This window comes from Croceicoccus sp. Ery15 (assembly GCF_020985305.1).
Taxonomy (GTDB): Bacteria; Pseudomonadota; Alphaproteobacteria; order Sphingomonadales; family Sphingomonadaceae; genus Croceicoccus.
This window is the reverse complement of the sequence record NZ_CP087588.1, coordinates 618201-639568: the sequence shown is the minus strand read 5'-3', so window position 1 is coordinate 639568 and position 21368 is coordinate 618201. Positions and strand designations below refer to the sequence as shown.

The window sequence follows — 21368 nt, the reverse complement described above, 5'->3', positions numbered from 1 at the left end:
GCCTAAACGCGGGCGATGGATTTCGACGAACAATTGCGCCGCTATTTCGGCACATCCGATCTGGCTGCCGTTCCGCCCGCCGCGCGCGAGGCGGGGATCGAACATATGCGCGTGGACCTTGGGCTGGCGAGCGATCCGGCGCAGCGTTTCGTGCTATGGGCGCTGCTCTATACGCTGGGCGCGGCGCCCGATCTCGACGTTGCGTTCAAGGACGAGGGCGAGCGCGAGGCAGCACGCAATCTGATGGATCTGCTGGGTGCGGCCGAAGGCGGCGATTAACGCCAGCCGGGGCGCTTCAGCAGATCGAATGCGCGCTTGACGCTCAGGATCGGCTGCGCGCAGGCGCTGTGGTACAGGCCGTTCAGCGTGTGGAGGCGTTGGTCGTCGCCATCCTCGAAACGGATTTCGGTCGCGCCTTCGCCGGGGCCGATGATGCGGTGGCAGCTATGGCAGGGCGGACCGTACGGCTCGCCGCCGCCGCCTTCCTGCCTCGATACATCCATGAACATGCGGTTCTCCTTCCCGCAGGCGGTTCGTGCCGCCCGCAGGAAGAATTGTGCCGTTTCCCGCATGAGTGATTGCTTAACAATTGCTAAGGACGATGTTCATCGACGGATGAGGATCCGGTCCCAGGCACCGGTAAATCCGGTGTTTTCCGGTCAGGCGACGATGGCGCGCTGCTCTGCCATGCCCATCGAAACCAGCAGGCCCGACCGGTCCTGAACGCGGCGGAAATCCTGCTTGCCGGCCATGTTTTCCCATCCCGCCACGATCAGCGACTGGGCCACCGCACCGCCCAAAGTCGTGCCCGGCCCCAGCACCACGAACAGGTCGGGCGCGAATTCGCGCGCGGCCACGGTGACGGCGCGGGTAAAATCATAGCATTGCGTCACCTGCGCACCCAGCGTGTAATCATAAAGCGCGCCGGTATCGCTGGCCTCCGGCCACCAGATGCGGCCCTGCCCGTCAATCAGCGGCGTGTGCGGCTGTCCGAACAGGGAGCGGTCGATCAGCGCCCTGCCCCGCGCCGCCACCGGTTCCTGCATCGCGGTGTGGAACGCGGCGTGATTGGCCAGCCGCATGGGAAAGCGCTGCTGCACGCGGGCTGTTGCCTGTTCGCCGACCGCCTGTTCAAACGCGTCCAGACCCGCCGCATCGCCCGCCAGCACCAGCATGCCGCCCAGATCGATGGAGAGGTACAACTGCCGGTCGGGCGCGGCACCGATCCGCGCGACCCGTTCCAGCAATTCCCGCTTTCGCGCGGCATCGGGCACCCAGTCCTCATCCATCCACGGATAGATCATCTGTCCGCCGATCAGCGCGTCCTGCATCAGCGTGCCCATGGTATTGGCGGTACGGAACCCGTCCTGCGGCGCCAGTGCCCCGCCGCAGGCCAGCGCGCTGTACCAGCCCATCGAATTGCCGGTAACCGCCACGATCTCGATACGTTCGCGGTCGATCGAGAGATAATCGCCCAGCGATGCCGCGAAGATCAGGCCCGAGGCATTGTCGCCGCGCGTATGTGTGGCGGGCGAGAATTTCGCCGCCCCGTCGAGCGCGGTCAGCGTTTCCTGCCCCGCTGCAGCGCGCTGCGCGTCGAACGCGGCCAGCATGGCGGGATCGGGAAAATGCCGCGCCAGATAGCCAAGCTCGCCCGCGTTATAGGTGCCGCGACCCGGACAGATGACGACCGCCGTCTTCATCGCAGCCCCTCCACCAAGGCCACCGCCGCATCGACGATGCTATCGCGGGAGGGCATGGTCGCGGCATAGGCGGGGCCGGTCGGGATGAAGCTGTCCTCTGCCGTCAGCCGCGCCTTGGGAAGGTCGGCGTTCTCGTCCAGCAGCGCCATCAGCGCCTCGGCCACGCCGCCTGTGCGCCGCGTTTCGTCGACGATCAGTGCAGCGCGGCAGGCTGCGACCGCCTGCGCAATCGCGCTGGCCGGCAAGGGGGACAGCCAGCGGATATCGATCACCCGCGCATCGATGCCGCGCTGCGCCAGCAGGGGCAGCGCCTGCCGCGCCAGATAGGCCCCGTTGGCGAATGTGACGATGGCAAGCTCGGTGCCTGTTCCATGCACGCCGACCTCGCCCAGCGAGATGGATTCCGCCGGATCGGGATAAAGCGTCAGCCAGCCGCCATCGCCTGCCGTGTGCAGGTCGCGCATCGCATAAAGCGCAATGGGTTCGAGGAAGACGACCAGCCGCTGCTCTTCCCGTGCCAGCCGCACGCATTCGCGCAGCATCAGCGCCGCATCGCGCCCGTTTGACGGGGTGCAAAGGATCAGGCCGGGAATATCGCGCAGCACCGCGACCGAATTGTCGTTGTGGAAATGCCCGCCGAACCCGCGCTGATAGCCGAAACCGGAAATGCGCACGACCATCGGATTGGTGAACTGCCCGTCCGAGAAAAACGGCAATGTCGCCGCCTCGCCCCGCAGCTGGTCTTCGGCATTGTGGAGATAGGCGAGGAACTGGATTTCGGGCATGGGCAGAAACCCGTTCTGCGCCATGCCGATGGCAAGGCCCAATATCGCCTGTTCGTCGAGCAGCGTATCGATCACGCGGTCCTTGCCGAAACGGGCCGACAGGCGCTGCGTGATGCCGTAATTGCCGCCCTTCCTCGCAATATCCTCTCCCATCATCACGATATCGGGGTGGGACAGCATCAAGTCGGCCAGCGCCAGATTGATGATCTTGCCCATCGGCTGCGGTTTTTGCATCGCGGCCATGTCGCTGTCGAACACGCCGTCGCGCAGGGCCGGATCGGGCGCGGGCAGCGGGGCGCAATCGCGTTTGGGCGGGATCAGGCTTTGCATCACCTGATCCGCGTCTTGCAGCCTTGGCCGTTGTACCACTTGCGCGGCGATGCGGGCGACGCGCGCGGCGGTTTCGCTATAGACCGCCAGCGCTTCGGCAGGCTCCATGATCTCCGCCTCGGCCAGCTGGCGGACCATGTGGAGCAGCGGGTCACTGGCTTCCTCGGCCTCCACCTCTTCGCGCGAGAGATAGGCCATCGCCATATCGGCGCCCGCATGGCCGTAAAGCCGGATCGTGCGCATATGGAGGAAGGCGGGCTTGCGCCGCGTGCGAACATATTCGGCGGCCTCGCCCGCCACACGATAGGTTTCGAACATGTCCAGCCCGTCGCAGGCGAAATAACGGATACCGGGGCGGTTTTCGAAATTGGCGCGCACCCAGCCGCGCGGGCTCTTGGTCGAAATGCCGATGCCATTATCCTCGCACACGAACAGCAGCGGCAGCGGGATCGACTGGAAGCTGGTCCACCCCGCCGTGTTGAACGCCCCTTGCGCGGTGGAATGGTTGACCGACGCGTCCCCGAACGAACACACCGCGATCGAATGGTCCGCCATGGCGCGGAATTCGGGCGGACGGCGGCGGGCAAGGCCCAGCGAATAGGCCGCGCCGACCGCCTTGGGCAGATGGCTGGCGATGGTCGATGTCTGCGGCGGAATGTTCAGCGCTTTCGATCCCAGCACCTTGTGCCGCCCGCCAGAAATCGGGTCTTCGGCAGAGCACGCGTAAGAGAGCAGCATGTCCCACGCGATGGTGGTGCCGCCGACTTGCTCCGCCCGCTGGATCTGGAACGCTGCGTCGCGATAATGCAGGAAGGCCGTGTCGGCAGGGTCCAGCGCGGCGGCCAGCGCGGCCAGCCCTTCATGCCCCGACGGGCCGATGGTGTAATAGCCCTGCCCCGCCGCCTGCATCCTGCGGCTTTCACGGTCCAGCGCGCGCGTCAGGCAGGCGCTGCGGAATATCGAAACGGCGGTGATATCGTCCAGCGGACCGGCGGGCGGCGCGCCTTGCGGGAAATCGCCCGCCGCGACGCGCCGCAGGAAATTGTCGTGGACGATGGCGACGCGGTCTGCCGGATTGCTGGCCACCGGTCAGCCCCCTCAGAAAAACGCCTGCAAGCCCGTTTGCGCGCGGCCCAGTATCAGCGCGTGGACATCATGCGTCCCCTCATAGGTGTTCACCGTTTCAAGGTTCACCATATGGCGGATCACCTGATATTCGCCCGAAATCCCGTTGCCGCCGTGCATGTCGCGCGCGGTGCGGGCGATATCCAGCGCCTTGCCGCAATTGTTGCGCTTGGTAATCGAAATCATCTCGGGCGCGGCCTTGCCCTCGTCCATCAGCCTTCCCACGCGCAGCGCGGCTTGCAGGCCCAGCGCAATCTCGGTCTGCATATTGGCGAGCTTCAGCTGGAACAATTGCGTGGCGGCGAGCGGCTTGCCGAACTGCTTGCGTTCAAGGCCATAGTCGCGCGCCGCGTGCCAGCAAAATTCCGCCGCGCCCAAGGCGCCCCACGAAATACCGTAACGCGCGCGGTTCAGACAGCCGAACGGACCTTTCAGGCCCTCGACATTGGGGAGCAGCGCATCTTCAGGCACTTCCACATCGTCCATCGCGATCTGGCCGGTGACCGATGCGCGCAGCGACAATTTACCCTCGATCTTCGGGGCCGACAGGCCTTTCATGCCCTTTTCCAGCACAAAGCCGCGAATCTTGCCGCCATGCGCTTCGGATTTGGCCCAGACGACGAAGACATCGGCGATGGGCGCATTGGTGATCCATGTCTTGGTGCCATTCAGGACATAGCCGCCATCGACCTTGCGCGCAGTGGTGCGCATGCCCGCGGGGTCGGAGCCCGCATCGGGTTCGGTCAGGCCGAAGCAGCCGATCAGCTCCCCGCTCGCTAGACCGGGGAGGTATTTCGCATGCTGCTGCGGAGAGCCATAGGCATGGATCGGATACATGACGAGGCTGGACTGCACGCTCATCATCGAGCGATAGCCGGAATCGACGCGCTCCACCTCGCGCGCGATCAGGCCATAGGTGACGTAATTGGCATTCAGGCCGCCCAGCTCTTCGGGAATGGTCGCGCCCAGCAGGCCCGCCGCGCCCATTTCGCGGAAGATGTCGGGATCGGTATGTTCGTTCTGGAACGCATCGATCACGCGCGGCTGAAGCCTGCCCTGCGCAAAGTCGCGCGCCGCATCGCGCAACATGCGCTCGTCCTCGCTCAGCTGCTCCTCCAGCAGGAACGGGTCCGCCCAGTCGAATGCGGACAGCGAAGGCCCCTTACCCTTGGCGTGGACGTCGGACATGCGTGCTTTCTCCCATCGATGCGGCGGGCGATTATCTAGCGCCTCGCGTCGCGCAAGCCAAAGCGGAAAGCGGCGATGGTTGCAAGTGTAACGATCGGGTCAGAGCGCCAGACCGCAGGCATGGCCCGATGCCCACGCCCATTGAAAGTTATAGCCGCCCAGCCAGCCGGTCACGTCGACCGCCTCGCCAATCGCGTACAGGCCGGGGCGCTTTTTCGATTCCATGGTTTGCGAGGAGAGTTCCGCCGTCGCAATGCCGCCAACCGTGACTTCGGCCTTGGCGAAACCCTCGCTGCCGTTGGGGGTAAAGGCCCAGCGGGACAGGCGTTCCTGCGCGGCGCGCAGCCGTTTGTCCGCGATTTCCTGAAGCGGACCGTCAAGCGCCAGCTTTTCCGCCAGCACGGCGGCCAGCCGTTCGGGCAGCCCTTCGCCCAGCAGGTTGCGGATGGCGCGGCGCGGCTCCTCGCGCTTGGCGGTCAGCAGCCAGTCGGCGGGACGGTCGGGGAAGAAATCGATGGCGATGCTGTCGCCGGGGCGCCAAAAGCTGGATATCTGCAGGATCGCCGGGCCGGACAGGCCGCGATGGGTAAACAAGGCCGCCTCCCGGAATTTGGCCTTGCCCGCGCTGGCGATCACGTCGCTGGAGACGCCCGAGAGTTCGCGGAACAGCAGATCCTCGCCCTTCAGCGTCAGCGGCACGAGCGCGGGGCGCGGTTCGACGACCTTCAATCCGAACTGGCGGGCAAGGTCATAGGCAAAGCCGGTCGCGCCCATCTTGGGGATCGACGGCCCGCCCGTGGCGATGACCAGTCTGGGTGCGGTGAAGGCTCCGTCCTGCGTTGCGACGGTGAAATTCTCGCCGTCGTGGCTGACCGATGCGATCTCCTGTCCCAGTGCGAAGGTTCCGCCAGCCTGCTCGACCTCTGCCACCAGCATATCGACGATCTGCCGCGCCGAACCGTCGCAGAACAGCTGGCCCAGCGTCTTTTCGTGCCATGCGATGCCATGCCCCCTCGACCAGTGAGAGGAAATCGCGCGGCGTATAGCGGCTGAGCGCGGATTTCACGAAATGCGGATTGGCCGAGATGAAGCGGTCGGGCGCGGTGTGGATATTGGTGAAATTGCACCGTCCGCCGCCCGAAATCAGGATCTTGGCGCCCGGTCTTGCCAGCCTTTCGATCAGCAGCACGCGGCGACCGCGTTGCCCCGCGCGCAGGGCGCACATCATGCCCGCCGCGCCAGCGCCAAGGATGATCGCGTCATAATGGTCGGTCATGGCGTGTTCGTCCCTGCCGACTGAATGGGTGTGAAATAGGAGCCGAGCGACCCGCAGCAATCCGTTGTGGCTGCTTCCTTCCGGACCTGACCAGGTTGGCGAACGCGAACGTCCGCCCGACTCCCGGTGGGCCATATGGCGGCGCGCGGCGCGGAAAGCAAGGGCCCCGCTGCACGGGCAAGAAATGCATGGCCGCGCATACACAATGGCAATAATTATGCTTTATCAGCGCCGCAGACACTCAATCCCGAACCGGAGCATGCAATTTGTCACGCCTTACCCGTCTTTCGCTGATCCTCGCTGCCAGTGCCCTGCCCGTCGCGACCATGCCAACGGTCGTGCTGGCGCAGCCGCAGACCCTCGATTTCGGGGATGATGCGGGCGATTACACCAATGACGGCGAATGCGACGATATGCGCTTTTCCGGCCCAGGCATGACCGATACGCCGCTGCTGGAAGAGGATATCGGCCATGACGCCACCGATTGCCGCAATGCGTTTTTCCGCGGCGAGCTGAGCTATAATTCCGGTTACCGCGCCGTCGGCCAGATCGAATGGGGCGGCGATAATGGCGATTATGCCAATGACGGCGAATGCGACGACATGCGCTTTGTGGGTGAAGCCATGACCGATACGCCGCTGTTGACCGAAGACCTTGGCAATGACGCGACCGACTGCCGCAGCGCCTTCATGCGCGGCAAGCTGCAGGTGAACCCGCTGTTCGTGAAGACCGGCGGCATCGATTTCGGTGACGACAAGGGCGATTTCGCCAAGGATGGCGAGTGCGACGATCTGCGCTTTTCAGGTATCGGCATGACCGATACGCCGCTGCTGGGCGACGATGTCGGCCATGACGCCAGCGATTGCCGCAAGGCATTCGACGAAGGCCGCCTGCAATGGCGCGGCGAAATGGTCTATCTGGACGCTTCGGGCGACTGAGGGGCCGGAAACGCCGGCAATTTTACTTGAAGTTGTCGGCGTAGGCCTGAATTTTCAGCGTCTTGGGCGGGGTGGCGATCACCGTTGCCTCGATCCCGTACTTCGCCGCATAGGCCGCCGCCGCATCCATGTCGGGGAACGACAGCGTGACTTGCTGCTGCGTATCGCCCGAACCGGCCCAGCCCATCAGCGGATCGGGCTTTTTCGCTTCGGCGGGCACGAAATCGAGCACCCAGTCGGATGTGCGGGCCTTGCCCGACTGCATCGCGTTCTTGGGGCGCTGATAGATACGTGCTGGCATGGTTCGTTGGTCCCTCAAACGCCGGGCGCGGGCCGTTCGGCCCGCTTGGCTACCTCGCATAAAGCTCGGGCGGCCGGTTGGCCTTGCGGCTCTCGCTTCGCGGGCCGGATAATCCAACTTGGCGGGATTCTCAAGACCGCTCTCAGCCCTTCCCGCTGCCGCGCGCGAAGGCGTTTTTTGTTTTCAGGCTGGCGGCTTCTTCCCACGGCCGTTCGGGCCAGCGGTGTTTGGGATAGCGGCCCTTCATATCCTTGGCCACGTCGGCCCAGCTGCCGCGCCAGAAACCGGGCAGGTCGCGCGTTGCCTGAATCGGGCGGCCCGCGGGGCTGGTCAGGTGCAACAGCAAGGGCGTTTCCTGCCCATGGGGCCCGATCACCGGATGCCGGTCCATCCCGAACAGGGCCTGCACGCGCACGTCCACTTGCGGCGCGCCATCCGATTCGTAATCGATGGCGTGATGCGTGCCCGCCGCGCTGGTAAATTCGCGCGGGGCCAGCCGGTCCAGCTTTTGCCTGTCATCCCAGTCGAGCAGGTTCAACAGCCCCTCGGTCAAGGCGCCCTTCGCCAGTTTCAGATCGCGCCTGCCCGTCAGCAGAGGCCGCAGCCAAATGTCCGCATTTTGCGCCAGCGCATCAGGGGACAGCGCATCGATCCCCGCATGGCGCGCGCGGGCAAGCAAGGCGGGCGGCAGATGTTTTGCCGGATCGGCCAACAGCCTGTCCACAAGCATGTCCACAATCGCCGCGCCATCGGGATCGGGGTCGGGGCCGGTCGACAGCGTGATCGCACCCAGCCGCTTTTCCTGCCGCGCCTCTACCCGCTGTTCGCCCGCATTCCAGCGCAGCAGATGCCGCGTTTCGGCCAGATCGCCCAGTGCCCGTTCGACATCGGCGGCCTCCAGCGGCCAAGCCGCCGTGATCCGCGCCCCCTTGGCCTGTCCCTGCGCGTTGCCGATGGCCAGCCATTCGCTGCGCGCCAGCGGCGATGCGGGGTCGAGGATAAAGCCCCGCCCGCCGACGCTGATCCAGTGTTCGCCCGTGGAATCGCGGCGTTTGGCGACATGGCCCGTCATCGCCATGGCCAGATGGATGCCGGGATGGCCATTGGGGGCGTCCGGATCTGCGGCGATCACGCCTTCGGCCCGCTTGGCCCAGCCTGCGGCCAGCCTTCGCGCCTGTTCCGCCTTTCCGCCCGATTGCCCGTCCCAGCGGATCAGGCGCTGGTGCAGATCATCGCCCCTGCCGCCAAGCGCGCGTTCCTGTAACAGCAGCGCCAGTTTTGCGGCAGGCAGCGCCTCGCCCGCGCGGGCGCCATGGAGGACGATGGCGCCATGCACAGGGTCCATCGGCAGTTTCGCCAGCGCTTCCCCGAACGGTGTGACGCGATTGTCGGCATCCAGCACGCCCATGGCGCGCAGCCTTTCGCGCGCGCCGGAGATCGAGGCGGCAGGCGGCTCGTCCAGCCAGCGCAGGGCGGCGGGGTCGTTCTCTCCGATCCGCGCCAGCGTAAGCACCAGCGGGGCGAGATCGGCCGTGGTGATTTCGGGCGGGTCATAGGCAGGGCGGCCCTGATGCGCGGCTTCCTCCCACAAGCGATAGGCAATGCCCGCCTGCTGCCGCGCGGCGCGGCCCGCGCGCTGGTCCGATGCGGCGCGGCTGGACTGGCGGGTGACGAGATGGCTGGTCCCTGCCGCCACATCGAATTCCGCATGGCGCGACAGGCCCGAATCGACCACGACCGATACGCCGTCCAGCGTGAGCGAGGTTTCGGCGATGGCGGTCGCCAGCACGATACGGCGGCGGCCCTGCGCGTCGCGGCGGATCGCCTCGCGCTGGGCGGCGGGTTCGCATTGACCGTGAAGCGGCAGGACGGGCGTATCCTTCAGCCGTTCGGCCAGAATTTCGCGCACGCGTTCGATCTCTCCCACACCGGGCAGGAAGGCGAGGATGTCGCCATCCGTCTCGCGCCACGCGGTCAGCACCGCGCTGACCATGCGCTCGTCGGCGCGGCGCGCGGGATCGCTGCCCAGCCAGCGATGTTCGAGCGGCCATGCCTTCCCCGCGCTTTCCAGCACCGGCGTGTCGGGGCCCATCAGCCGTGCGAAACGCGCGCCGTCGATAGTGGCGCTCATCACCAGAATGCGCAGATCGGCGCGCAGCACGTCCTGCGTCTGCAATGCCAGCGCAAGGCCCAGATCGCTGTCGAGATGGCGTTCATGCGCCTCGTCGAACAGCACGGCGGAAACGTCCGGCAGGTCGGGATCGGCAGCGATGGCATTGACGAAAATCGCCTCTGTCATGACGACAACGCGGGTCTTTGCGCCGACCTTGCTGTCCATGCGGGTGCGATAGCCGATGGTCTCGCCCGCTTTCTCGCCCAGCATATGCGCCATGCGTTCCGCCGCGGCGCGCGCGGCAACGCGGCGCGGGGACAGAAGCCAGATCTGTCCCGAACACCAGCCCTCACCGATCAGCGCGGGCGGCACCGCCGTGGTCTTGCCCGCGCCGGGCGGCGCGACCAGCACGGCATTGGGTCCGGCGCGCAGGGCGGCCAGCAGGTCGGGCAGGATGGCCTGAACGGGTAGGGTTTCGGGCGGCACGCTCATCCCAAGCCGCCTAAAAGGATCAGAAGCGGCGCGCTACCGCGAACTGCACCGCCTCTATCATCGCCGCGCGGGCGGGATTGGCGGGAAAGCCCGAGATCGCGTCGATGGCGCGATTGGCGAAATATTTCGCCCGTTCGCGCGTGTCGGCCACCGCGTCATGCCTTGCGATCAGCGAGATGGCATGCGCCAGATCGTCGTCCGACGTGCGCTTGCCGGTCATCGCCTCGCGCCAGAAGGCGCGTTCCTCGTCCGAACCGCGCGCATAGGCGAGGATCACGGGCAGCGTCATCTTGCCGTCGCGGAAATCGTCGCCCTTGTCCTTGCCGCTTTCCGCGACTTCGGAATCGTAATCGATGGCATCGTCGACCAGCTGGAACGCGATGCCCAGATTGCGGCCGTAATCGTCCAGCGCCTGTTCGGTTTTCGCGTCGCGTTCGGCCACCACGGCGGCAATGCGGCAGGCAGCGGCGAACAGGGCGGCGGTTTTCGCGCCGACGATCTGGAGATAGCGCTCCTCGCTCGTCTCCAGCTGGCGCTGCGCGGTCAGCTGGTCGACCTCGCCCTCGGCGATGATGGCGCTGGCGTTCGACAGGATTTTCAGCACGCGCAGGCTGCCATCCTCGGTCATCAGTTCGAAACTGCGCGAGAACAGGAAATCGCCGACCAGCACGGCGGCGGGATTGCCGAAGACGACATTGGCCGCCTGCTTGCCGCGGCGCATGTCGGACCCGTCGACCACATCGTCATGCAGCAGCGTGGCGGTGTGAATGAATTCGACCACTGCGGCCAGCTTGTAATGGCGGGTGCCTTCATATTCCAGCAGCGCCGCGCTGGCCAGCGTCAGCATCGGGCGCATGCGTTTGCCGCCGCCCGCGATCAGATGGCCCGCAAGCGCCGGAATAAGCGGGATTTTCGACTGCATGCGATCGAGGATGATCGCATTGACATGGTTCATCCCGTCCGCCGTCAGGGCAAGGATCGGGCCAAGCGAGGCATCGCTGCGCGGGAGGGTATGGACGGTCGCAGTCACGGCGCCTCCCTAGTGGTCCCAAGGCCCTGATGGCAAGCACCAAGTTTGGCGCCCGCACGTTCCGAAAGATGCGTACGGGCGGGTATTTGCGCAAAAAATTTGCCTGAAGCGCCCGCCCCATTATAGGGCCGGTCATTATGAGCGACGACACTAGCCCTGCACACCCGGCAGCCCCCGCACCTGATGCGGTGCTGGCCGCCTTTCGCAAGAGCATCGACAATATCGATGCCGCGCTGATCCACATGCTGGCCGAACGCTTTCGCATCACGCAGGCGGTGGGCGAGTACAAGGCAAAGGCCGCCCTTCCCCCCGCCGACCCGAACCGCGAACAGCGCCAGATCGAACGGCTGCGCGCGCTTGCCGTGGAGGCCGATCTGGACCCCGAGTTTTCGGAAAAATTCCTGCGCTTCGTGATCGACGAGGTGATCCGGCACCATGAACAGGCTGCCGCGGCGAAGGGGTGAGTGTATGTCCAATCGCGACCGGCTTATTCGAGCTATAAGAGATCGCTCGTCAGAGCATGGTAAGGCGATGCAACTGTTGGCGGATGCCAAGCTGGCCGGTCAAATGGTGGCCGTCCTCCGGCAAGAACTCGATTCCATGGTCCGATCTATCTATCTGATTGCCCAGCCCCTTGAGCGCCGAAATCTCTTGATTGACGCGTTAGTGAATGGCGAAAAATGGACGCGTGAAGGGTCACGAGCAAAGGTGACTGACAGAGAATTGGTAGATTTTGCACGCAATCTACAAGGTTGGGCGCAAAATGTTTACAAATTCGGATGCGCGTTCATTCATCTATCGATTTTACACGACTACAACAATAGCGATCCACTCGAACACTTGACGTCCAATGAACGATCAGAATTATTTGAGTATTGCCGGTTCTACCACAGCGGACCTCCCGCTGGTTTTGAACAATTTACGGATCTGGTTCCCTATTTTCCAAAAGTTCTCGAAAAAATTTCCGCCAATCTTGATTGTTATCTGGAAGTTCTCGAACGGAACGAGGTGCAGAAACCCGAAGACATTTGGTAAAGGAATGACTGCACCGGATCGCTGGCTGGCCTGACCAACCTGCGGAAGCCTAAACCCCCGCACCCTCTCGCAGCACCGCGGTTCCCGCCTCCCGCTGCGCGCGCAGGTCGCGCTTTAGCGCGGCGGGATCGCGGGCGATGACGAAGCCGAAGCTGACGCCGCCTTCCTTTGACTGTGTTGCGTGATGCAGGTGATGTGCCTGTACTAGCCGCTTCAGATAGCCGCCGCGCGGGACATAGCGGAACCAGCGCTGGTGAACGAGGCCGTCGTGCACCAGCGTGTAGATCACGCCATATAATAATATGCCCAGCCCGATCCATGTCGCGGGCCACCATGCGGCCATGCCCAGCAGGTCGCCCATCACCAGCGGGCTGCCCAGCGCGAACATCGAAATGCTCATCGCCGCGCCGACCAGCGCGTAAAGATCGTTCTTTTCAAGGAAATTGTCGTGCCGTTCGTGATGGTCGCGGTGCCAGCCCCAACCCCATCCGTGCATGATATATCTATGGCTCGCCCAGGCAACGCCTTCCATCGCGGCGCAAGCGGCCAGAGTGATCAGCACGGCGTAAACGATCGTCATGCTCGCCCTATAGCACCGGCCCGCGGATTTGCGACAAACTCTTACAATCCAGATGCTTTTCGATGCAGTCGGTTTCTCCGCCGTTCATTTTCGCATGACTATTTCTGAATGCACAGGACGCATCGGATGAAAGATGCTCCCGACCCGGAAAATGACACACAAGGAGTGCCGTTATGCGTAAGTTTGCCACGATCCTCACCCCCGCGATCGCCGTGCTGGGCATGGCCGCGCTGACCCCCGTGCCCGCAATGGCGGCGGCGCATGACAGGGATGCACCGCGCTATAGCAAGCAGGTCGACGATCGCGGATCGCTGCGCAGCGATATCGCGCAGTTGGACAACCGGATCGACCGCGCCGAACGCAACCGGTCCATCAGCCGCAAGGAAGCCAATGCGCTGCGCCGCGATACCGGTGATCTGCAGCGGCTTTACCGCAATTATGCGCGAAACGGGCTGAACCGGCAGGAGGTCGCCACGCTGTCGAAAAAGATCGACCGGATCGAATGGTCGCTGCGCTCCGAACAGCGCGACCGCGACAGGCATCGCGGCTGATCCCCGCCCCCGATTGCCCGCGCACGAATGTTGCGCGGGCAAGCACGACCGTCGCGCTTGAATTGCGCGGCGGTCGCGCCTAATCGCGCATGCATCATGACCAAAGCACGCACACTCTACGAAAAGATCTTTGACGCCCATGTCGTGGAACGCCGCGACGACGGCACCTGCCTTGTCTATATCGACCGCCACCTTGTGCACGAGGTGACGAGCCCGCAGGCGTTCGAGGCGCTACGGCTGGCAGGACGCACCGTGCGCCGCCCCGATCTGACGCTGGCAGTGCCCGATCACAACCTGCCCACTACCGCGCGCCGCGATGCAGCCGGTAACCGCATTCCCATTGCCGATCCCGCCAGCGCGCAGCAGCTTGCCGCGCTTGAGGCGAATGCCCCCGCCTTCGGTATCCGCTATATCGGCGATGCCGACGCGGAACAGGGCATCGTCCATGTCGTAGGCCCCGAGCAGGGCTTCTCGCTGCCGGGCGCGACCATCGTTTGCGGCGACTCGCATACGGCGTCGCATGGCGGCCTGGGCGCGCTGGCGTTCGGCATCGGCACGTCCGAGGTGGAGCATGTGCTGGCGACCCAGACGCTGCTGCTGAAACCGTCGAAAACGATGGAAGTGCGGGTAGAGGGCGAACTGGCCCCCGGCGTCACTGCCAAGGATGTCGTCATGCATGTGATCGGCGTGACCGGCACGGCGGGCGGCACCGGCCATGTCGTGGAATATCGCGGCAAGGTGTTTCAGGACATGAGCATCGAAAGCCGCCTGACCGTATGCAACATGGCGATCGAGGGCGGCGCGCGTGCCGGTCTGATCGCGCCCGACGACAAGACCTATGCCTATCTGAAAGGCCGGCCGATGGCGCCCAAGGGTGCCGACTGGGACAAGGCGCTGGCGTGGTGGAAGACGCTGCCCACCGACGAGGGCGCGGTGTTCGACAAGACGGTGGTGATCGACGCCGCCGATATCCAGCCCACCGTCACATGGGGCACCAGTCCCGAAGACACGGTGGCGATCACTGGCGTAGTGCCCGATCCCGCCGGTTTTGCCGACCCGTCGAAACAGGCCGCGGCGCAGGCCAGCCTGGACTATATGGGGCTGGAGCCGGGCATGAAGATGACCGATATCGAAGTCCAGAACGTGTTTATCGGTTCGTGCACCAACAGCCGGATAGAGGATCTGCGCGCCGCCGCCGCCGTGCTGAAGGGGCGCAAGAAGGCCGATAATGTCACTTGGGCCATCGTCGTCCCCGGATCGGGCCTTGTGAAAATGCAGGCCGAGGCCGAGGGGCTGGACAGGATTTTCACCGACGCGGGCCTTGAATGGCGCGAACCGGGTTGTTCGGCCTGTCTGGGCATGAACCCCGACAAGGTGCCGTCCGGCGAACGCTGCGCATCGACCTCCAACCGCAATTTCGTCGGAAGGCAGGGACCGGGCGCGCGCACCCATCTGGTCAGCCCCGCCATGGCGGCGGCAGCGGCGGTGACCGGCCGCCTGACCGATGTGCGGACGCTGGGCGTGGCAGAGCCGGAACCGGCCTGATCGGGCGGTGCGCGCGGACGCCGGCGGAACGCCGAATGCCGGTGCCTGTCCGGACGCACCGCTGAAACGCGGGTTCGCGCCCGTTGCCGATGCGCGCACGCGGTTGCTGATTTGCGGCAACCTGCCGGGCGATGCCTCGCTGGTGGCGGGGCGGTATTACGCGCATCCGCGCAACCGGTTCTGGCATTTGCTGGGCGCGGCGGCGGACATGCCGGAATTGCCCGCCCTGCCCTATGACGATCGGCTGAGGGCGCTGTTGTCGCGCGGCATCGGGCTGTGGGACGTGGCCGCCAGCGGGTCGCGGCGCGGCAGTCTGGATACCGCCTTGCGCAATGTGGAGCCGACCGATCTGGCCGGACTGGCGGCGACATTGCCTGCCCTGCGCGCCATCGCCTTTAACGGCAGTGCGGCGGCGCGGATCGGGCGCAGGCTGATGGCGGGTGACGGTCGCGTCGCGCTGGTCGACCTGCCTTCGTCCAGCCCCGCCTATTGCGCGATCACCCCGCACGACAAGCAGATGCGCTGGATGGTGCTGAAACAATGGCTGGAGCGGTGAATAATCGCCCGCGCGCCCTTGCCTTTCGGCGGGCGCTGGTCAGATAGGGCAGAAGGGTTGGCCCCGCTGCCGGATGGCCGGGGCCGAGAGGGCCTGAACCGGATAGAGAAAGACCGAGCAACGGTATGAGCGACGACAAGAACTGGACTTCGAAAGCCGCGATGGCGGGGGCCGCCATCGGATCGGCGGCGCTGGCAGCGGCGGTGATGTATGCCTCGCGCCGGATGGAACGGGCCAAGCAAAAGGGCAAGCCCGCCCCCACCGTGCCGACAGGCGAGAACCCCGAAACCGATTGAAGGGCATTCCGGCGTTGAGCCGCGTGCCCCTTCGCCATATAGGCCTTTGCATGGACAAGATTGACACGATCGAAGGGCGGGCCATCCCGTTCGGTGCGAAGAACGTCGATACCGACGTGATCATCCCCGCGCGCTGGCTCAAGACCATCACGCGCGAGGGGCTGGGCGAAGGCGCGTTCGAAACGGTGCGGGCGAAACCCGGCAATGTGTTCGACGATCCGCGCAATGCGGGCGCGCCGATCCTGATCGCGGGCGATAATTTCGGCTGCGGCTCCAGCCGTGAACATGCCGCATGGGCGCTGCTGGACATGGGCATCACCGCCGTGATCGCACCCAGCTTTTCCGACATTTTTTCGGGCAATGCGTTCAAGAACGGCATTCTGACCGTCGTGCTGCCGCAGGATCAGGTCGACCGGCTGATGGAAGTGGCCCAAACCGACGAGATTGCCATCGATCTGGAACATTGCACCGTCACCACCCCGTTTCAGGACCGTTTCACCTTTGAAATCGATCCGTTCCGCCGCCATTGCCTGCTGGAAGGTCTGGACGAGGTGGGGCTGACCATGGCGCGGCAGGACGCGATTTCCGCGTATGAGGCGAAGGCCGCGGGCGAACTTTCCTTTCTTTCCGGCCCGCGCGACATCGCGGCCTAGGCCCAAGCGGCTTTCACATTACGGTTTTTAGGGGACTTAGACAGATGACCGATTTCAACGACCGCCGCCGCGCCGAGGAAGCCAAGGCCGCCATGGACGAGGAAATGCTGTTCCGCGTGACCGCGCGGCGCAACCGTCTGGTGGGCGAATGGGCCGCCGGACTGATGAACCTGTCGGATGTAGAGACCGAGGCCTATCGCAAGGCGGTCGTGCAGGCCGATTTCGAGGAAGCGGGCGACGAGGACGTGATCCGCAAGGTGCTGGGCGATTTGACCAGCGCGGGCGTCGATGCCGACGATGCGATGGTGCGCGCCGCGCTTGAGGAAAAAATGGTCGAGGCCCGCCGCCAGCTGATGAGCGAGAGCTGATTTGCCATGGCGATGAAGGCCGAAGATATCGAGTCCCTGATCCGCGCCGCGATTCCCGACGCGGACGTCACGATCCGCGATCTGGCGGGCGACGGCGATCATTATGCCGCCCATGTCGTATCCGCCAGTTTCGCCGGGTTGACGCGGGTAAAGCAGCACAAGGCCGTTTACGATGCGCTTGGGGGGCGCATGGGCGGCGAACTGCATGCCTTGCAACTGACGACCGCGGTTCCCAACTGAGGGCCACGACACATTCTAGTTTTATCGGGATCGAACATGTCCGACATCAACAGCCGCATTCAGGATATCGTCGCCAAGGACGATGTCGTTCTTTTCATGAAGGGCACGCCCCTTTTCCCCCAGTGCGGATTTTCCAGCCGCGCGGTCGCCATTCTTGAACATTGCGGCGTGGCCTATGGCTCGGTCGACGTGCTGCAGGACATGGAAATCCGCCAGGGCATCAAGGCCTATTCCGAATGGCCGACGATCCCGCAGCTCTATGTAAAGGGCGAATTCGTGGGCGGCAGCGACATCATGATGGAAATGTTCGAAGCCGGCGAATTGCAGCAGCTGATGACCGAACAGGGCTGCGCAAAGGCGGAATAAACGGCCGCCCGTCGATGGAGCTTGACGACAGGCCCGACCTTGCCGACCGGCTGAAAGATGCGATCCCCGCCGCGACGCTGATCGCGATGCGCCCTGCCCCCGATGGCGGACCGGACGAGATTCTCGTGGTCGAACGGGCAGAGAAACTGGCTTTTGCGGGCGGGATGATCGCCTTTCCCGGCGGGCGGGTCGAGGCGCAGGACCATGCGCTGGCCGCCAGTGCAGTGCCAAGCCTGCCGCCTGCCGAAGCGGTCGCCCGCATTGCCGCGATACGCGAGACATTCGAGGAAACCGGCCTGCTGTGCGGGCTGGCAGGGTCGGACGAAACGACAGGCCCCGCCGCCTGCGATCACATCGCCGCTGCCCGGCGCGAGATGCTGGACGGCACGCCTTTCGATGCGCTGCTGGCCGATCGCGGCTGGGCGATCGACGCCCATGCGCTATTGCCCTTTGCCCGCTGGTGCCCGCCTGCGGGCATCACCCTTGCCCGCCGCTTCGACGCACGGTTTTACGTCGTGCGCGCGCTGGCAGGCGCCGAAGTCTCGCCCGACAGGACCGAGAATGCCGCCGCCTTCTGGGCGCGCGCATCGACGCTGGTGGGCGACAATGATGCAGGGCGGATCAAGATGGTCGGCCCGACGCGCGCGACATTGATGCGGCTTGCCATGGGCCACGGCTTTGCAGATGCGAAGGCCAGTGCCGAACAGTTCCCCGTGCGCGAAATCCTGCCCGTGGTGCGCCATGAAGGTAGCGAAAGCTGGACCGGTGTGCCCGCAGGCCATGGCTATCCCGACGTGGATTTCCGCATTCGTTAAGCCGATAGACCGGGCCAAATGCCGCATTGCGGCCCTCTCGCAATATTTATGCACTGAAAAGAAACGAATGTAACGCAATTGAAACGCAACTGTCGCGTAACCGTCGCAAACAGCCCCTAGCCAGCGGCGCCAACAGGGGCGCCAAGTCCCCTGCGAACCGCTATCCTTCAGGGGGCTTTATGAACCGCAAATTCCGCACCGCGCTGGTAATCGGCAGCGCGCTTTCCGCTATTATCGCTTCGCCGCAGGCCTTTGCCGCGGGCACACTGGACGGTTCGGTCGTCGACGCGACCGGCACCCGCGCCCTCCAGGCCGCGCAGGTCACCATCCTTGAACTGGGCCGCACGGTTTCGTCCGAACGCGACGGTTCGTTCCGCTTTCCCGAAGTGCCCGCCGGCACCTATACGCTGGAAGTGAAATATGTCGGCGCGCCGACCGAAACGATCAGCGTGACCATGCCCGAAACCGGCACCGTCATACAAACCGTCGCGCTGGGCAGCGCCGACAGCTCTATCCTGGTGGTCGGCCAACTGGCGAACCAGGCCAGCGCACTGTCGCGCAAGCGGGCGGGCGAGACGGTGTCCGACGTGCTGACCCGCGACGCCATCGGCCAGTTTCCCGACCAGAACGTGGCGGAATCGCTGCGCCGCCTGCCCGGCATCAACGTGCTGAACGATCAGGGCGAAGGCCGTTTCGTGTCGGTGCGCGGCCTTGACCCCGAACTCAACTCGACCTCGCTGAACGGCGTGCGCCTGCCCGCGCCCGAAAGCGATGTGCGTTCGGTCGCGCTCGACGTGATCAGCAGCGACATCATCGAATCGATCACGGTCAAGAAATCGCTGACTCCCGACATGGATGGCGATACCATCGGCGGTTCGGTCGAGATCGAGACCACCAGCGCCTTCGACCGCGAAAAGGACCTGTGGAGCGCGCGTCTGGAAGGCAGCTATAACGATTACGCCAACGAGGTAACGCCCAAGGGCAGCCTGGATTTCGCCACGCGCATAACCGACGATTTCGGCATTTCGGGCGGCGTATCCTATTACAAGCGCAAGTTCGAAACCGACAATATCGAGGCTGACAGCTGGACCGATGTCGACGGCACACCTTATGCCGAGGAATTCGAATATCGCGACTATGACGTCGAGCGCGAGCGTCTGTCGGCCACACTGGGTGCCGATTTCCGCGTCGGCGATACGACCGAGCTGTATGTAAAGGGCGTTTTCAGCCAGTTCGACGATCAGGAATACCGCCGCCGCCTGGTGTTCGACTTTGCCGATTCCATCGATGTTTCGGCTTCGGGCAATGTCGTGACCGTCGGCGATGCCTATGACGCGGTCGAGGACGAAGGCCGCCTGCGCGTTGAGCGCGACGTCAAGGACCGCTTCGAACGCCAGCGCATCTGGAATGTCGTCTTCGGAGGCAAGACCGAGTTGGATAGCGGCTGGTTCGCCGAATATTCGGCCAGCTATGCCAAGGCGACCGAGCGCGAGGACGGATCGATCGACCCCGCCCAGTTCCGCCGCGACTTCGAGGGCGAGAATGTCGCCATCGCGATGGATTACAGCGATCCGCGCGTGCCCATGTATGACGTGGTGGGCAACGGGTTCGAATTCCGCGACGCCTCTTCCTATGAGCTGAACGAGATCGAATATACCGCCCTGTCCGACGCGCAGGACGAGGAATATGCGCTGAAGTTCGACTTTGGCCGCGACTTCTTCATGGATGCAGGCACGTTCACCGTGCAGGCGGGCTTCAAGGGCCGCTGGCGCGAAAAGACCTATGACAAGAATGTCGAGTTCTGGGAAAACAGCGACATGACGCTGGCCGACGTGCTGGGCACCAGCACCTATCGCCTGACCAGCATCGATCCGGTTCCCAGCTATCACGGTGCGCGCGATTATTTCGAGGCCAATTTCGACAGCTTCGAACTGAACGAGATCGACACCATGTTCGATTCCTCGGTCGAGGATTACCGCGCCGACGAGGATATTCTGGCCGGTTACCTGCTGGGCAAGTTCGAAACCGACCGCCTGTCGGTGATCGGCGGCGTCCGTTACGAGAACACCAAGAACAGGCTGTTCGGCAATACCGCCACGATTTACGAAGAAGGCTCGACGCTGGGCGCGGAATGCGGTTTTGGCGACGGTGTCGAGGCGGATGACGATTACGTCTGCGTCGCTCCGGTGCAGTTCGACAAGAGCTATGACCAGTGGCTGCCCAGCCTGAACGCGAAATACGAACTCTCGCCCGAACTGCTGGTCCGCGTGGCCGGTTACAAGAGCCTTATGCGCCCCAAGCTGGGTTCGCTGGCTCCGCGTTTCGAAGTCGAGGTGAACGACGAGAACGAGATCGAGGGCAGCTTCGGCAATCCCGACCTCGATCCCTATGAAGCGTGGAACTTCGACGCCAGCCTCGAATATTACATGTCGAGCAATGGCGGGTTGAGCGCGGCGGTATTCTACAAGGATATCAAGAACTATATCGTCGATGTGAATATCGACGAACCCGGCGTGTTCGCGGGCATCGCCTTTGACGAGGCGACCATCCCGTTCAACGGGCCCAGCGCCAAGGTCTGGGGCGTCGAACTCTCGGCCTCGCAGGCGCTGGACTTCCTGCCGGGCTTCCTCTCGGGCTTTCTGGTGCAGGCGAACTATACCTATACCGACGCCACGGGAGAGATCGCGGACGGCGACTTCACCGACCTCGACAATATCGACACCTATCGCGAAATCATGCTCCCCTCTTCGTCCAAGCACACGGTCAACGGCGTGCTCGGTTACGAAAAGGGCCCCGTCAGCCTGCGTCTGGCGGGCACCTATCGCGACAAATATCTGGACGAAGTGGGGGGCGATGCGGAAGAAGACCGCTATGTCGACGATCACTTCCAGCTGGATTTCAGCGCGAAACTGCGTCTGAACGAAGGCGTCCAGCTGTATTACGAGTGGGTGAACATCAACAACGCGAAATATTTCGCCTATAACAATTACATGGGCCAGAAGAACCTGTACCAGTATGAGGAATATAACTGGACGATGAAGTTCGGCGCGCGCCTGAATTTCTGATCCTGCCGCATATAAAC

22 protein-coding genes, 1 other RNA gene and 1 pseudogene are annotated in these 21368 nt (G+C 64.1%); 14 read left to right on the top strand and 10 right to left on the bottom strand.

What is annotated here, in order from left to right:
- Positions 1 to 15: 15 nt before the first annotated feature.
- Positions 16 to 279 (top strand): hypothetical protein, encoded by a 264-nt coding sequence (locus LOZ77_RS03185; RefSeq protein ID WP_230280759.1) that lies wholly within the window; start codon positions 16 to 18, stop codon positions 277 to 279.
- Here LOZ77_RS03185 and LOZ77_RS03180 read toward each other — a convergent pair.
- The 6 genes and pseudogenes from LOZ77_RS03180 to ffs form a co-directional block, all read right to left on the bottom strand.
- Complete coding sequence (locus LOZ77_RS03180) at positions 276 to 509, bottom strand: hypothetical protein (RefSeq protein ID WP_230280758.1); 234 nt, start codon at positions 507 to 509, stop codon at positions 276 to 278. The two genes, LOZ77_RS03185 and LOZ77_RS03180, sit on opposite strands and share 4 nt — an antisense overlap.
- A gap of 150 nt (positions 510 to 659) precedes the next feature.
- Entirely contained in the window at positions 660 to 1703 is a 1044-nt protein-coding gene (locus tag LOZ77_RS03175; protein WP_230280757.1) for an ACP S-malonyltransferase, read from the bottom strand.
- On the bottom strand, positions 1700 to 3904 hold the full coding sequence (locus tag LOZ77_RS03170) for a thiamine pyrophosphate-dependent enzyme (protein ID WP_230280756.1): 2205 nt from the start codon (positions 3902 to 3904) through the stop codon (positions 1700 to 1702). The genes LOZ77_RS03175 and LOZ77_RS03170 overlap by 4 nt, the downstream gene beginning before the upstream one ends.
- Positions 3905 to 3916: 12 nt before the next feature.
- A complete protein-coding gene (locus LOZ77_RS03165; protein ID WP_230280755.1) occupies positions 3917 to 5131 on the bottom strand; it encodes an acyl-CoA dehydrogenase in 1215 nt (404 codons plus the stop codon).
- Positions 5132 to 5230: 99 nt separating this feature from the next.
- Positions 5231 to 6359: pseudogene (locus LOZ77_RS03160) on the bottom strand (NAD(P)/FAD-dependent oxidoreductase).
- An 80-nt stretch (positions 6360 to 6439) separates the two neighbouring features.
- Positions 6440 to 6534, bottom strand: an RNA gene (gene ffs, locus LOZ77_RS03155) — signal recognition particle sRNA small type.
- A 139-nt stretch (positions 6535 to 6673) separates the two neighbouring features.
- Here ffs and LOZ77_RS03150 point away from each other — a divergent pair.
- Positions 6674 to 7345, top strand: a complete 672-nt coding sequence (locus LOZ77_RS03150; protein WP_230280754.1) for a hypothetical protein — start codon at positions 6674 to 6676, stop codon at positions 7343 to 7345.
- A gap of 22 nt (positions 7346 to 7367) precedes the next feature.
- Here LOZ77_RS03150 and LOZ77_RS03145 read toward each other — a convergent pair whose 3' ends face one another.
- The 3 genes from LOZ77_RS03145 to LOZ77_RS03135 all read right to left on the bottom strand — a co-directional run bounded on the left by LOZ77_RS03145 (position 7368) and on the right by LOZ77_RS03135 (position 11281).
- A complete protein-coding gene (locus tag LOZ77_RS03145) occupies positions 7368 to 7646 on the bottom strand; it encodes an NADH dehydrogenase ubiquinone Fe-S protein 4 (protein WP_230280753.1) in 279 nt (92 codons plus the stop codon).
- Positions 7647 to 7788: 142 nt separating this feature from the next.
- Positions 7789 to 10251, bottom strand: coding sequence for an ATP-dependent helicase HrpB (gene hrpB / locus LOZ77_RS03140; protein WP_230280752.1), 2463 nt, complete (start codon positions 10249 to 10251; stop codon positions 7789 to 7791).
- Between the two features lie 19 nt (positions 10252 to 10270).
- A complete protein-coding gene (locus LOZ77_RS03135) occupies positions 10271 to 11281 on the bottom strand; it encodes a polyprenyl synthetase family protein (RefSeq protein ID WP_230280751.1) in 1011 nt (336 codons plus the stop codon).
- Between the two features lie 137 nt (positions 11282 to 11418).
- On the opposite strand from LOZ77_RS03135, the gene LOZ77_RS03130 reads away from it, so the two are divergent.
- Together LOZ77_RS03130 and LOZ77_RS03125 are read left to right on the top strand one after the other, a co-directional pair.
- Positions 11419 to 11745 (top strand): chorismate mutase, encoded by a 327-nt coding sequence (locus LOZ77_RS03130; RefSeq protein ID WP_230280750.1) that lies wholly within the window; start codon positions 11419 to 11421, stop codon positions 11743 to 11745.
- Positions 11746 to 11749: 4 nt separating this feature from the next.
- Positions 11750 to 12316, top strand: a complete 567-nt coding sequence (locus tag LOZ77_RS03125; protein ID WP_230280749.1) for a hypothetical protein — start codon at positions 11750 to 11752, stop codon at positions 12314 to 12316.
- Positions 12317 to 12365: 49 nt separating this feature from the next.
- On the opposite strand, the gene LOZ77_RS03120 is transcribed toward LOZ77_RS03125, so the two are convergent.
- Complete coding sequence (locus LOZ77_RS03120; RefSeq protein ID WP_230280748.1) at positions 12366 to 12896, bottom strand: sterol desaturase family protein; 531 nt, start codon at positions 12894 to 12896, stop codon at positions 12366 to 12368.
- A gap of 173 nt (positions 12897 to 13069) precedes the next feature.
- On the opposite strand from LOZ77_RS03120, the gene LOZ77_RS03115 reads away from it, so the two are divergent.
- From LOZ77_RS03115 to LOZ77_RS03070, 10 genes are all read left to right on the top strand, one after another.
- The gene (locus tag LOZ77_RS03115; protein ID WP_230280747.1) at positions 13070 to 13447 is read left to right on the top strand and encodes a hypothetical protein; all 378 of its coding nucleotides are present in this window, start codon (positions 13070 to 13072) and stop codon (positions 13445 to 13447) included.
- A gap of 96 nt (positions 13448 to 13543) precedes the next feature.
- Positions 13544 to 14992 carry a 3-isopropylmalate dehydratase large subunit gene (gene leuC / locus LOZ77_RS03110; protein ID WP_230280746.1) on the top strand — a complete coding sequence of 483 codons (1449 nt, stop codon included), beginning with the start codon at positions 13544 to 13546 and terminating at the stop codon, positions 14990 to 14992.
- A 7-nt stretch (positions 14993 to 14999) separates the two neighbouring features.
- On the top strand, positions 15000 to 15548 hold the full coding sequence (locus LOZ77_RS03105) for a DNA-deoxyinosine glycosylase (RefSeq protein ID WP_230280745.1): 549 nt from the start codon (positions 15000 to 15002) through the stop codon (positions 15546 to 15548).
- A 125-nt stretch (positions 15549 to 15673) separates the two neighbouring features.
- Positions 15674 to 15844: an isopropylmalate isomerase gene (locus LOZ77_RS03100; protein ID WP_230280744.1), complete on the top strand. Its 171-nt coding sequence runs from the start codon at positions 15674 to 15676 to the stop codon at positions 15842 to 15844.
- Positions 15845 to 15894: 50 nt separating this feature from the next.
- A complete protein-coding gene (leuD, locus tag LOZ77_RS03095; RefSeq protein WP_230280743.1) occupies positions 15895 to 16497 on the top strand; it encodes a 3-isopropylmalate dehydratase small subunit in 603 nt (200 codons plus the stop codon).
- A gap of 44 nt (positions 16498 to 16541) precedes the next feature.
- On the top strand, positions 16542 to 16865 hold the full coding sequence (locus LOZ77_RS03090; protein WP_230280742.1) for a DUF1476 domain-containing protein: 324 nt from the start codon (positions 16542 to 16544) through the stop codon (positions 16863 to 16865).
- A gap of 6 nt (positions 16866 to 16871) precedes the next feature.
- Positions 16872 to 17105: a BolA family protein gene (locus LOZ77_RS03085; protein ID WP_230280741.1), complete on the top strand. Its 234-nt coding sequence runs from the start codon at positions 16872 to 16874 to the stop codon at positions 17103 to 17105.
- Between the two features lie 36 nt (positions 17106 to 17141).
- Positions 17142 to 17471 (top strand): Grx4 family monothiol glutaredoxin, encoded by a 330-nt coding sequence (grxD, locus tag LOZ77_RS03080; protein ID WP_230280740.1) that lies wholly within the window; start codon positions 17142 to 17144, stop codon positions 17469 to 17471.
- Positions 17472 to 17485: 14 nt separating this feature from the next.
- Positions 17486 to 18286, top strand: coding sequence for an NUDIX domain-containing protein (locus tag LOZ77_RS03075; protein ID WP_230280739.1), 801 nt, complete (start codon positions 17486 to 17488; stop codon positions 18284 to 18286).
- Between the two features lie 179 nt (positions 18287 to 18465).
- Positions 18466 to 21351 (top strand): TonB-dependent receptor, encoded by a 2886-nt coding sequence (locus tag LOZ77_RS03070; RefSeq protein ID WP_230280738.1) that lies wholly within the window; start codon positions 18466 to 18468, stop codon positions 21349 to 21351.
- Positions 21352 to 21368 lie beyond the last annotated feature (17 nt).